This window comes from Brotaphodocola sp. (genome assembly GCF_050873065.1).
In the GTDB taxonomy this organism is placed as follows: domain Bacteria; phylum Bacillota; class Clostridia; order Lachnospirales; family Lachnospiraceae; genus Brotaphodocola.
Genome location: NZ_JBNMIC010000004.1, coordinates 102,513 through 114,807 on the forward strand (window position 1 = coordinate 102,513; position 12,295 = coordinate 114,807).

General features: G+C 48.7%; 10 protein-coding genes. 8 read left to right on the top strand and 2 right to left on the bottom strand.

Features of this window, described 5'->3' with window-relative positions; genetic code table 11:
* Positions 1-140: 140 nt before the first annotated feature.
* The 3 genes from ACR0QE_RS02495 (at position 141) to ACR0QE_RS02505 (ending at position 3,053) form a co-directional block, all read left to right on the top strand.
* Positions 141-1,550: a sensor histidine kinase gene (locus ACR0QE_RS02495; protein ID WP_432626808.1), complete on the top strand. Its 1,410-nt coding sequence runs from the start codon at positions 141-143 to the stop codon at positions 1,548-1,550.
* 100 nt (positions 1,551-1,650) lie between these two features.
* Positions 1,651-2,649, top strand: coding sequence for a hypothetical protein (locus tag ACR0QE_RS02500; protein WP_432626809.1), 999 nt, complete (start codon positions 1,651-1,653; stop codon positions 2,647-2,649).
* A gap of 191 nt (positions 2,650-2,840) precedes the next feature.
* Positions 2,841-3,053 carry a FeoA domain-containing protein gene (locus ACR0QE_RS02505; protein WP_432626810.1) on the top strand — a complete coding sequence of 71 codons (213 nt, stop codon included), beginning with the start codon at positions 2,841-2,843 and terminating at the stop codon, positions 3,051-3,053.
* A 180-nt stretch (positions 3,054-3,233) separates the two neighbouring features.
* Here ACR0QE_RS02505 and ACR0QE_RS02510 read toward each other — a convergent pair whose 3' ends face one another.
* Together ACR0QE_RS02510 and ACR0QE_RS02515 are read right to left on the bottom strand one after the other, a co-directional pair.
* Entirely contained in the window at positions 3,234-3,947 is a 714-nt protein-coding gene (locus ACR0QE_RS02510; protein WP_432626811.1) for a response regulator, read from the bottom strand.
* 36 nt (positions 3,948-3,983) lie between these two features.
* Positions 3,984-6,374, bottom strand: coding sequence for an endonuclease MutS2 (locus ACR0QE_RS02515; protein ID WP_432626812.1), 2,391 nt, complete (start codon positions 6,372-6,374; stop codon positions 3,984-3,986).
* 285 nt (positions 6,375-6,659) lie between these two features.
* Here ACR0QE_RS02515 and ACR0QE_RS02520 point away from each other — a divergent pair, with 285 nt between their 5' ends.
* From ACR0QE_RS02520 to ACR0QE_RS02540, 5 genes are all read left to right on the top strand, one after another.
* A complete protein-coding gene (locus ACR0QE_RS02520) occupies positions 6,660-7,973 on the top strand; it encodes a S1C family serine protease (protein ID WP_432626813.1) in 1,314 nt (437 codons plus the stop codon).
* A 72-nt stretch (positions 7,974-8,045) separates the two neighbouring features.
* A complete protein-coding gene (locus tag ACR0QE_RS02525) occupies positions 8,046-8,993 on the top strand; it encodes a 3'-5' exoribonuclease YhaM family protein (protein WP_432626814.1) in 948 nt (315 codons plus the stop codon).
* Positions 8,994-9,026: 33 nt separating this feature from the next.
* A complete protein-coding gene (locus ACR0QE_RS02530) occupies positions 9,027-9,665 on the top strand; it encodes a hypothetical protein (protein ID WP_432626815.1) in 639 nt (212 codons plus the stop codon).
* 512 nt (positions 9,666-10,177) lie between these two features.
* Positions 10,178-11,629: a 23S rRNA (uracil(1939)-C(5))-methyltransferase RlmD gene (gene rlmD / locus ACR0QE_RS02535; RefSeq protein WP_432626816.1), complete on the top strand. Its 1,452-nt coding sequence runs from the start codon at positions 10,178-10,180 to the stop codon at positions 11,627-11,629.
* Positions 11,630-11,890: 261 nt separating this feature from the next.
* Positions 11,891-12,136, top strand: a complete 246-nt coding sequence (locus tag ACR0QE_RS02540) for a helix-turn-helix domain-containing protein (RefSeq protein WP_432626817.1) — start codon at positions 11,891-11,893, stop codon at positions 12,134-12,136.
* The last annotated feature ends 159 nt before the right edge of the window (positions 12,137-12,295 follow it).

Here is a 12,295-nt window from a genome sequence, read left to right on the forward strand (position 1 = left end):
AATATTCAGAGTCCGGTATCAGAGAAAGATGCCAGACTCTTTCTTTTTGCCTTAAATCCATGTTATACTTGGTGAGAAGACAATTTATAAAGATGTTTTACAAAACAGAATACAACAGACAGGAAGATGAGGCGGAAAAAATGAAACATTCCCTTTACTACAAATTTATTCTCGGGTACCTGGTCTTTGGATTGCTCGGATTTGTGGCGATTTCCACATTTTCATCGAAGATGATGTACAGTCATCTGGTGGAGGAGCGTTCGGAAGCCATGTACGATGAGGCAGTGACGATTGCGGGCACGTACAGTGACATTTACATACGTGGAAAAAAGCAGGATCTGCAGTCTGTGAGCCAGCAGCTTCAGGCAGTGTCCAAGTTTGTCCAGGCGCAGATCTGGATGGTGAACCGGGAAGGTGTGATCACGGTGGACAGTGAGTCGCCGACGCGTGCCGGAAACACGATCGACGGCTTTGATCCGACAGTCACAGGCAACCGGCCGTACTGCATTGGAGATTATTTCGGGCAGTTTTCCTATCCGGTGCTGACTGTGCGCGCACCGATTACGGGAAATTACAATACATATGGATATGTGCTGATTCATCTGCCGGTGTCCCAGATCTGGGAGGAGAGCAACCGCAGTCTGAATGTGATTTACCTGTCTGCCGCAATGATTTTTCTTCTCTCACTTGTGATCCTGATTGTATTTACAAAGACGGTTTACATTCCGCTCAAAAAGATCACGGAGGGTGCAAATGAGTATGCAGCCGGAAATCTCGACTACCGCATTGATCTGCACTCGCAGGACGAGATGGGATACCTCGCGGGAACGTTGAATTACATGTCCGGAGAACTCAACAAGATGGAAGAGTACCAGAGAACATTCATCGCAAATGTCTCGCACGATTTCCGTTCCCCGCTGACCTCGATCAAAGGCTATCTCGAGGCGATCATCGACGGTACAATCCCGCCGGAATTTTATGAGAAGTATCTGACGCGGGTGATCTCCGAGACGGAGCGACTCACAAAGCTGACGCAGGGAATGCTGACACTGAACTCTCTCGACAGCAAGGGGTATCTCTCCCGGAGCAATTTCGACATCACGCGGGTGATTAAGGATACGGCGGCATCTTTTGAGGGAACCTGTGGCGCAAGGGACATCACCTTCGATCTGACATTTTCCGACACGATCCTGATGGTGTATGCGGATCTTGGGAAGATTCAGCAGGTGCTCTACAACCTGATTGACAATGCAATCAAATTCAGCCACGACAATTCCACAATCTTTGTGCAGGCATATACGAGAAATGAGAAAGTCTTTATCTCGGTGAAAGACACCGGAATCGGAATTCCGCGCGACAGCGTGAAGAAGATCTGGGAGCGCTTTTACAAGACAGATCTCTCGAGAGGAAAAGACAAAAAGGGAACTGGTCTGGGACTGGCGATTGTCAAGGAGATCATTCAGGCACATGGAGAAAATATTGATGTGATCAGCACCGAGGGAGTCGGATCAGAATTTATTTTCTCTCTGCCGCGATCCACAAATCTGTAAAGACAGTGAAACTTGCAGAGAAGAGAGAAAGCGTTTGTCTGGGCTCGACTTGAGTGAGCAGGAAGGAGACTTTGTGGAACAGGTGGGAAGAGGGAAAAAAGTGAAACGAATAAGCGTGATTTGCAGGCTGATGTTTGCCTTGGTCTTTGTTCTGAGTCTGACATGTCCGGTCTTTGCGGCGGAGACGGAGAAGATCACGGAAGTGAATCTGGAGATTGAGGCATATCTGGAGGATTCGGACAGCAGCGGGGATGTGAGCGTGAGCACCGGAGACAGGACTTACCGGATCGGAAATATAGAGGTTCTGAATGAGAATGAGGACTGGAGTGAGATTGCGCCAAAGATTTCTGTGGATCTCAAGGCGAAGAAGGGATATCGCTTTGGAACGGCGGATGAGGAAATGTTTTCTTTTGAGGGAGATGAGGTCACGTTTGTCTCTGCAAAAGTCAAAAACAGCGGTTCTGCCCTGACTTTGGTCTTCACGCTCGGAAGCGATGAGGATGACCTGAGCGTGCAGGGACTTTCATGGAACGAGGAAGACGGATTTGCAGAGTGGGAGGAGAATGAGAACGCAAGAGTCTATCAGGTGAAACTTTACCGCAACGATACCGCAGTCGGTTCCACGCGGACGACAAAGAATACGAGATATGATTTTTCGGAGGCGACTTCTAAGAGCGGCCGTTATCGATTCATGGTTCGCGCTGTCGGAACCGGGTCAGAGCGCGGGGAGTGGGAGACTTCGGAAGTCTGGCAGGTTCTTGAGGATGAGGATCAGGATTTGACGGGAGGCGTGACGGCTTCCACACTTCCATCTGCGACCAGTCTTCTTCCGGGTGCAGCGCGTGCGGGAAAAGACCAGTGGAAGAAAGACGAGAAGGGCTGGTGGTATCAGTATGCAGACGGCAATTATCCGAGCGGACGCTGGGCAAAAATCGGAGGAAAGTGGTATTTCTTTGATGAAGACGGATACATGAAAACCGGGTGGGTCAAGTATAAAGGAACCTGGTACTACTGTGAGGACAGCGGAGCGATGCTCACGGGAACGACGACACCGGATGGATATTCTGTTGGCAGGGACGGAGCGTGGATTTCGCAGTGATTCTGATTGGAAGATATCAGCAGAGCTGACCAGAATCACACGCCAAGCCTTTGCGAGCGCTGCTATAATTGTCAGAATATTTAGTTTAAAATGTTACTGTTGACTAACAACCCCTCGCGTGATTATACTGAAAAAAACGGAGAGATTTCGTAGAGTCGTGTGTTGCATGCATAGGCATGGGAGGGTGGATCATGCAGTCGTTGTGGGAAATGAAAGTTGGAGAATCGGGCACTGTTAAATGGATGATGGGGAATTCAGCCGTGATGGAATTTTTGAGAAAACATGAGATCAAGGAGGGAAATCTGATTCATGTGTTTCAGAAAGGAAAAAGCGGTGTGATTGCTGGAACCGGAGACCGGCGGTTTGCGATTGCCGGAGAAGTAGCGGAGCGGATCAAGATTTGATCCGCTCCATTTTTTTGTATGATAGGAAATTGCGTCCTATCATACAAAAAATGCTCCGCAAGGATGCGCACTCGGCGCAGGGGAAGATGGTTGCCAAAGCAACCGCGCCTCGGCGCGAGAATGTGCCAAGGCACATTCTTTTTTATAGGGTAAAAAAACTCAGACCACTTAATCCGACTTTTATGGTTTCTTTACTTCAAACTTGTATCCGATTCCCCACACGGTCGTCAGGGACCAGTTTGCGTGATCTTTGATTTTTTCACGCAGGCGTTTGATGTGGACATCCACGGTTCTTGTGTCTCCGATGTACTCATATCCCCAGATGTGGTCGAGAAGCTGTTCTCTTGTGAATACCTGATTCGGGGAGGAAGCCAGAAAATACAGAAGTTCCAGCTCCTTCGGCGGCATTTCCACGGAATGTCCGCAGTACGTGACAGAGTAGTTTGTCAGATTCACGATCAGATCCGGGTACTCCACATATTCGCCCTGCTGTTTCGGCTCGGCAACGGCGGGGGACGGAACTGCCTGATAACGGCGCAGAACGGCTTTGACGCGGGCGACGAGTTCCTTGGAGTCAAACGGCTTGATCATGTAGTCGTCAGCTCCGAGTTCAAGTCCGAGCACCTTGTCAAAAATCTCACCCTTTGCCGAGAGCATGATGATCGGGACCTGGGAGGTTGTGCGCAGTTCCCGGCAGACCTGATACCCGTCAATACCCGGGAGCATCAGGTCGAGCAGAATCAGATTCGGCTTGAAGTCAGGGAAGATTCTTAGAGCCGCCTCCCCGTCATTTACAATCTTGGTTTCATAACATTCTTTCATGAGGTAGAGAGAGATCAGTTCCGCAATGTTCTCATCGTCATCTACAATTAAAATTCGCTGTTTTTCAGCCATTATCGGTTCATCCCTTTCTTCGTGTCGTAGTAAAATTTATTTGAAAACAACGATGGTAACTCCGGCATCGCCCTCGCCGAAACCGCCGAGATGAAATTCTTTTACATATTTCAGCTTCTTTAAGTGGCGGTGAATGCCTGCGCGCAGAGCGCCGGTTCCCTTTCCGTGAACGACGCGGACCTGCGGAAGGTGGGCAATGTAGGCGTCATCGAGATATTTGTCGAGCTCCGGGATAGCCTCGTCGACTGTCTTTCCGAGCAGGTTGATTTCCGTGGAGACGGTGGAAGACTTCGACATTTTGATCGAACTGCTTCCGCTGCCCTTTCTGCGTGTGTCAAGTCCCGGTGCGCTGATCGAATTCTCCTGAATCAGCTCAAGGTCATTTAAGTTTACCTTGGAGCGAAGAATTCCCATCTGGACAAAGAGGTTGCCCTGTGCATCCGGAAGGGAGCTGATCGTTCCCTTTAAGTTCATGGAGAGGACGCGCACGCTGTCGCCGAGGCGCAGGGTCTTCGGATTGATGGCCTTGTGCGGTTTGCTTTCCTGTTTTAAGGAGAGCTTGCTGTCGACTTTCTTTAAGTTCTCACGGATCTTGGTTCGCTCTGCCTCGAGGGCGCGGGTGTCGACACCGGAGGAAGCCGCGAGCTTGTTGATGTTCTTGATCGTGCGGTCGGCAGTCTCTTTTGCCTGACGCAGAATGCGCTGTGCTTCCTCGTTTGCGGAGCGGATCATCTTATCCTTGCGCTCATCGAATTTCTCCTCTTTCTGTTCCAGACGAGATTTCAGACTTGCAATCTCAGCTTTGTAGGACTGGATTTCCTCGCGCTCTTTCTCGATCGTCACACGGCTTTCTTCAAGACGGCTGATGACATCCTCAAATGTCTCGTCTTCCGTCTCAATGTGGCTCTTTGCATCCTCGATGATGTAATCCGGCAGGCCGAGGCGGCTTGCGATTGCGAAAGCGTTACTCTTACCCGGGACACCGATCAGGAGACGGTAGGTCGGGCGCAGAGTCTGAACGTCGAACTCACAGCAGGCATTCTCGACGCCAGGGGTGCTGAGGGCGTAGACTTTAAGCTCGCTGTAATGGGTTGTCGCCATGGTGCGGCATTTCATATTGTGGAGGAAATTCAGCACAGCGATCGCGAGGGCGGCACCCTCGGTCGGGTCTGTTCCGGCGCCAAGCTCATCGAAGAGGCAGAGCGAATGGCTGTCTGCCTTCTGAAGAATGTCGACGATGCTCGTCATGTGGGCAGAGAATGTACTCAGGCTCTGCTCAATGCTCTGCTCATCTCCGATATCGGCAAATACCTCATCAAAGACTGCAAGCTCGGAACCGTCAAAGGCCGGAATGTGAAGACCTGCCTGGCCCATCAGCGTGAAGAGTCCGACGGTCTTTAAGGAAACAGTCTTACCGCCGGTGTTCGGACCGGTGACGATCAGAAGGTCAAAGTCCTGACCGAGCCAGATCGTGATCGGAACCGCTTTCTGCGGGTCGAGAAGAGGATGGCGGCCATCCTTGATGTGGATACGTCCCTCTGTATTGAAGATTGGCTCACTGCCCTTGTAGTGGCGGGAGAGGGCGGCTTTTGCAAACACAAAATCAAGGTGGGTCAGGAGCTGCAAGTTGATTGCGAGAATCTCCGTGTAGGGGACGAGGCGCTCACTCAAGGTAGCAAGTACTGCCTCAATCTCTTTCTGCTCCTGAATCTCGAGCGTGCGAAGCTCATTGTTCAGCTGAATCACTGCCATCGGCTCGATAAAGAGGGTGGAACCTGTCGCGGACTGGTCGTGGACCATACCGTTTACCTGTCCTTTGTACTCGGCCTTGACCGGAAGGCAGTAGCGTCCGTCACGCATGGTGATGACGGCATCCTGAAGGTAACTGCGGCAGGAATTCAGCACATTGTTTAACTGGGTGTGAATGCGGTCGTTGATTGTGCTCATCGAGCGGCGGACTTTGTGGAGTCCCGGGCTCGCATCATCGGCAACCTCATCCTCGGAGAGGATACAGCGCTTGATCTCGTTGTTCTCAGGAGTCAGCGGTTCGAGTTCGCGGAACATCTCATCGAGAGAGTCATCCGGAAATTCCTCGGACACATCGTGACGGCCGTAGGCGCGTGCGCGGGCAGCGACAGTCAGAAGGGAACTGATGGAGAGAAGTTCCGGGATACTTAAAGCACTTCCGATCTCGAGACGCTTTAAGGAATCGCGGATGTCGCGGATTCCGCTCAGGGAGAGATTGCCCTTCATGCGGACGCGGGTCAGCGCATCGCTCGTCTCGGCCTGTGCCTGACGGATCTCGTTTAAGTCCGAGGACGGAACGAGGTTTTTGCAGAGCAGCTTTCCGGGAGCAGACGCGGCGTATTCGGTCAGCTGGGAAATGATTTTTTCGTATTCCAGAGTTTTTAATGCTTTTTTATTCATAATTAAATCTTAAAATCCTCATTTCTAAAATTCTAAAACATTTTCTTTTTCGCTCATTATAGCATGAAATTTTTTTTCGTGAAAGACCTCCTGAAATTTGGAAAAATATTTCCGGAAAATTTTTGTATAGTAGAAATATATGTTTGCCTCAAATTCGGAACAGAGGGAGGAGTAAGTGCGTTACTGTGAAGAGCAGTGGATAAGTTTGTAGTTGCAGAATTAAAAGAAGAACCTTATAATTAGGATAGGTTTTTCAGGGAGGATTATGAGGTTAGGAGGTTTACAATGCCTGAAATACAGGGTCCTAAGAAAGGATCCGGCGAAAAAAAGAGCCGGCAGTTTATCAGCGAAAAGATCGTAAAGCAGCCCCTGACAAAGAGGCAGGTTGCTATGCGCGGAGCCTGTGTGGTCTGTGCAGCGCTGATATTTGGTGCGGTGGCGGCATTCAGTTTTGCAGCGGTAAAACCGTTTGCCAGCCGGTTTTTCGGAGAGGAAGAGCCGGCAGAGACACCCGTATTGATACCGAAAGATGAACCGACTGATGTCCCGGCATCTGACGAGACGGTTACTCAGGAGAGCGAACCGATCGAAGAACAGGTGCAGACAGTGATGGAAAATTACCGTTTTACCGTAGATGACTTGAATTCCATGCTCAGCAGCCTGCGCATGCAGGTGCAGAAGGCAGAGAAGGGAATTGTGACCGTCCATTCGGTACAGCAGGGAACAGACTGGTTTGACAATTCCATGGAGACGACTGGCCTGTATGCCGGAGTGATTGTGGCGGACAATGGGCAGGAGATCTTGATTCTGACTCCCGATGCAGCAGTTGAGAATGCCGATTCGATCCGGGTGACCTTTGGAGAAAAACAGGAGACGGACGGTCAGATCAAACAAAAAGATACGGTATCGGGCATGGCAGTTGTCAGCGTCAGCATAGGAGCACTTGACAGCAGTGTCCGGGATTCGCTCGAAGTACTCACGCTTGGAAACTCCTACACGGTTCGTCAGGGGGATCTGATTCTGGCAGTTGGCGGCCCCACCGGAATTGTACATTCTCTCGATTATGGGTATGTGTCTTATGTGCAGAAAAACGCCCAGATGGCAGATCGTGTGTGCCGTGTGCTGTACTCCCGCATTGCGGCAGATGCCCAGAAGGGAACATTTCTGTTGAACACTTCGGGAGAACTGATTGGATGGGCGATGGAACCTCAGGGAAGTGCGGATGCCGGCAGCAGTCAGGCCGTGCAGATCATGGGAATCTCTGATTACAAAGGGATTCTTGAGAAGCTGACAAACGGTGCTTCTGCGCCGTATCTCGGAGTGATTGGCCAGGAAGTGTCGGAGAGCATGACGGCCCAGGGACTTCCTGAGGGAATTTATGTGATGAATGTTGTTGCAGACAGTCCTGCCTATAATGCAGGAATCCAGAGCGGAGATGTGATCGTTGGAATCAACGGTTCATCGATCACTTCCATGAAAGAATATCAGAGTGCGGTGGATGGAATGGAAGTCGGCCAGCAGGTGACGGTCAGCGTGGAGCGCAACGGACGTGACCAGTACGCGCAGTTGGAGTTCCCGGTTACCATTGGTTCCAGATGATTTGCATATATGGAAAATATGGAAACAATGGGAAAATAGAAAGGTAAAAAGAAAGAAGAGGAAACGAAAAAAATGAAGTATATTGGCAACTTGAAGGAAGGAATGCGGATTTCGGAGGTGTATCTGTGCAAGAGCAGACAGATCTCTCTGACGAAGGCAGGAAAAGAATACGGAAGTCTGGTGCTTCAGGATAAGACCGGAACGGTGGATGCCAAGATCTGGGATCTGGGCTCTCCGGGAATCGGAAATTTCGAGGCGATGGATTACGTATCTGTGGACGCAGATGTGACGATGTTCATGGGTTCCTGCCAGCTCAATGTGAAGAGAATCCGCAAGGCAGATGAGGGCGAGTATATTCCGGCAGATTACCTTCCGGTTTCCAAGAAAGATATTGGAAAAATGTATACCGAACTCCTGAACCTGATTGCAGGCATGAAGAATCCATATCTGAAGAAACTGGCAGAGAGCTATTTCGTTGCGGATGCGGATTTTGCGAAAGCCTTCCAGTTCCACAGTGCGGCAAAGAGCGTTCATCATGGTTTTGTGGGCGGTCTTCTCGAGCATACACTCGGCGTCACAAAGATGTGCGATTATTTTTCTCACGCATATCCGACGCTGAACCGCGATCTTCTTCTGACGGCAGCGATGTTCCATGACATTGGAAAAATGAAAGAATTATCGGTATTTCCGGAGAATGATTATACAGATGACGGTCAGCTTCTCGGACATATCATTATCGGAACCATGATGATCCGGGAGAGAATCCAGACAATTCCGGGATTCCCGAAAAAACTGGAGTCTGAGCTGGAGCACTGCATTCTGGCGCATCATGGGGAACTGGAATACGGCTCACCGAAGAAACCGGCACTTCTTGAGGCGCTCGCTCTGAATTTTGCAGATAATGCGGATGCAAAGATGGAGACAATGATTGAGGCGCTTGAGAGTGGCGGTGAGAATCCGGGATGGCTTGGATATAATCGTTTCCTCGAGACAAATATCAGAAAGACCTCTGAGAACTAAAAACAGAGACATATATTTTTGACAGTGTTGACAATGAAAAAAGAACTGGATTATTTTTATATCGGGGACTCTCTTGGCGGAAATCAGGAGTGGTTCTCCGGGTTCATGATGAAAAAAGGCGGATGTGGGGCGGAGACTGCCTGTGATATCAGTGTTTATCTGGCGAAAAGTTTTGGCATGACAAATCTGTATCCGTACAGTCTAAGTCCGGTCAAGAAGGAAGAGTATGTGGATTTTGCAGATAAGATGCGCCCGTACTTGAGCCCACGTCCGATGGGAATCAATCGCCTTGACATCTATATGGATGGAATCGAGAAATATTTTCGCGATGCGGGATCGCCGGATCTTATCACAGAACCGGTCGATGGAAATCTTCCGTGGGAGGAGGCAGCAGAAAAGCTGCGTGCTGAGATTGATGCCGGATATCCGGTTGCCTGTCTGATTCTCAAACATAAAAATCCTAAGATGGAAGATTTTGTATGGCACTGGTTTCTTCTAATCGGTTATGAGACTGGCGAAAATGGCTGTCAGGCGGAAGATGGAGAAGCACACCTGTCCGTGAAGACTGTTACGTACAGTGAGGCACAGTGGCTGGATTTTCAGGAATTGTGGGAGACTGGATACAGGGAAAAAGGCGGTCTTGTGTTGTTAAAGCGAAAGAGCCAGTCATAACTCAGAGTGGATGCGGGTGCCGGCTTGAACTTAGAGCGGATTTGGGGTCGACTTGAATTCTGAACGGTCAGGGACTACGAGGGATTAAGATAGAAAAAGGAAAGGGCTACTGCAGAAAACGGAGAATTCCGTACCCTGCAGCAGCCCTTTTCAAAGGAGGTAGTTGTATGGTGTTTTCTATCTATGGTAAAACGCAACGATGATATTGGATGGTCAAATGACTGTCATCTGGTCATTGTCACGTCATGTTTTTGGACGGCCCCGGTAACGGTTGCGCGCGGTTTGCCACCAGGCCCTTTTATTTAAGTGATATAACGAACCTCTTTAGTTGACTGTTCATTATGGATATCAAATGCTTCGGAAGGTTTTTCTGTCTCCCTCACATCATGGTTATATCTTACTGGAAAAATGTGTCTAAAGTTTGAGCGGTTTCTAAAGGATTTGGGAAGATTAGAAAGAAAGTATAACGAAATTTTGATTTTTTGTTAAGAATTGAGCAAAGGAATAAATGTATGGAATTTAAGAAGAACGAAGTGTTTCAGGTAAGAATCGAGGACATGAGCAGCGAGGGCGAGGGAATCGGAAAGACAGATGGATTTGCGTGGTTTATTAAGGACACGGTGACCGGAGATCTTGTGGAGGCAAGTGTGATGAAGACGAAAAAGTCGTATGGATTTGCGAGACTTGTCCGCGTTATCGAGCCGTCACCGGACCGCACGCAGCCGAAATGTCCGGTTGCCCGTCCGTGCGGAGGTTGTCAGCTTCAGAACATGAGCTATGAGGCACAGCTTCGGTTTAAGGAGAACAAGATCCGCAACAATCTTCAGAGAATCGGCGGACTGACGGAGATTCCGATGGAGCCGATCATCGGAATGGAGGAGCCGTGGCGTTACCGCAACAAGGCACAGTTTCCATTTGGGCGGGATAAAAACGGAAAAATCATTACCGGATTTTATGCAGGCAGAACACACCAGATTATTGAGTGTGAGGACTGTCTGCTTGGCGTAAAAGAAAATGAGAAAATTCTTGAGTGTATCCGCAGCCATATGGAAGAGCACCACATTGCGCCGTATGATGAGAACACACATACAGGGCTTGTCCGCCATGTCCTGATCCGAAAGGGCTTCCGCACTGGAGAACTGATGGTGTGTCTTGTCTTAAATGGAAAAGTGAAAAAACTCACAGCATCAGATGAGCTTGTGGAAAAATTAAAGAAGCTCTATCCGGAGGCAATGACAAGTATTTCCTGTAGTATAAATACAGAAAAAACGAATGTGATTATGGGAAAAGAGATTGTCAATCTCTATAGACCGGGCTTTATCACGGATTATATCGGAAATGTCAAATATCAGATTTCTCCGCTCTCCTTCTATCAGGTCAACCCGGTTCAGACGGAGCGCCTGTACCAGACGGCACTGGAGTATGCAGGCTTAAATGGCGGCGAGGTGGTCTGGGATCTCTACTGCGGAATTGGAACGATCTCTCTGTTCCTCGCGCAGAAGGCGAAGAAGGTCTATGGGGTGGAGATTGTCCCGCAGGCGATCGACGATGCGCGCGAGAACGCGAAGATCAACGGATTTGAGAATGTGGAGTTCTTTGTCGGAAAGGCGGAGGAAGTTTTGCCGCAGCAGTATGAGAAGAATCAGGTATATGCAGATGTGATCGTTGTGGATCCGCCGCGCAAGGGCTGTGATGAAGTCTGCCTTGGCACGATTGTGAAGATGGCACCAAAGCGCGTTGTGTATGTGAGCTGTGATTCTGCGACGCTTGCGCGCGATGTAAAGTATTTAGGAGAGCATGGATATCAGGTGGAGCGCGTGCGCGGCTGCGATATGTTCCCAAATTCCGGTCATGTAGAGACGGTAGCCTTATTAACTAAAAAAGATAGTACCGATAAGGAGAGTAAGAGAGACTTTTGTGTAGAGCTGGAAGTACCAGTTAGTCCAGTTGAAGATCAGGAATAAAAAGCTGGAAAGCCAACCTATACCAATATCAAGAAATATATAATGGAAAAGCATGGTGTGAAAGTCCATACGGCTTCTATAGCTGAAGTAAAACGAGATTGTAATTTAGATATGCGTCCTGATTATAATATTTCCAAGAAAGAAGAACCAGTAATAAGGCATTGTGACCCAGAGAAAAGGGAATATATCATGGAGGCTTTAAGGTACTACAATCTGATATAGTTTAATTGGGATGAGTGTGGATGTCGACAGGTAACGAATATGCTCACAGTTAGCACCTTGCAGAAATGCAGGGTGTTTTTTGTTATAGAAGTAGATGTAAAAGTAAAGTGCATAGAAAATGGTATGACACAGGCACAGCTGGCGGAGAAAGTTGAAACGACAGGTCAGTATGTGAATCGCATCATAAAGAAAAAGGACGGAGTTGTGAATAAGACTTTTGTGCAGATGCTTGAGGCTTTGGGTTATGATATTGAACTGACCTATATAAAAAGGAACGAAGAATAGAGAATTATATCTTAAAATACTATAAATGAGCAAATTTGAAAAATTGCACAAAACTATGCCACGGTCTTTACAAAGGAGTCAAAATCATTGCATTCCCTTGCACATTGATAGAGGACTCGATATTTTTCCATCTGGATTATGTCACTGATCTTGTGATAC

Bases quoted from the DNA above. Each gene is read 5' to 3' on its own strand.
- rlmD (WP_432626816.1), top strand. From the start codon at position 10,178: ATGGAATTTAAGAAGAACGAAGTGTTTCAGGTAAGAATCGAGGACATG.
- ACR0QE_RS02540 (WP_432626817.1), top strand. From the start codon at position 11,891: ATGCTCACAGTTAGCACCTTGCAGAAATGCAGGGTGTTTTTTGTTATA.
- ACR0QE_RS02525 (WP_432626814.1), top strand. From the start codon at position 8,046: ATGAAGTATATTGGCAACTTGAAGGAAGGAATGCGGATTTCGGAGGTG.
- ACR0QE_RS02510 (WP_432626811.1), bottom strand. From the start codon at position 3,947: ATGGCTGAAAAACAGCGAATTTTAATTGTAGATGACGATGAGAACATT.
- ACR0QE_RS02520 (WP_432626813.1), top strand. From the start codon at position 6,660: ATGCCTGAAATACAGGGTCCTAAGAAAGGATCCGGCGAAAAAAAGAGC.
- ACR0QE_RS02530 (WP_432626815.1), top strand. From the start codon at position 9,027: ATGAAAAAAGAACTGGATTATTTTTATATCGGGGACTCTCTTGGCGGA.
- ACR0QE_RS02495 (WP_432626808.1), top strand. From the start codon at position 141: ATGAAACATTCCCTTTACTACAAATTTATTCTCGGGTACCTGGTCTTT.
- ACR0QE_RS02515 (WP_432626812.1), bottom strand. From the start codon at position 6,374: ATGAATAAAAAAGCATTAAAAACTCTGGAATACGAAAAAATCATTTCC.
- ACR0QE_RS02505 (WP_432626810.1), top strand. From the start codon at position 2,841: ATGCAGTCGTTGTGGGAAATGAAAGTTGGAGAATCGGGCACTGTTAAA.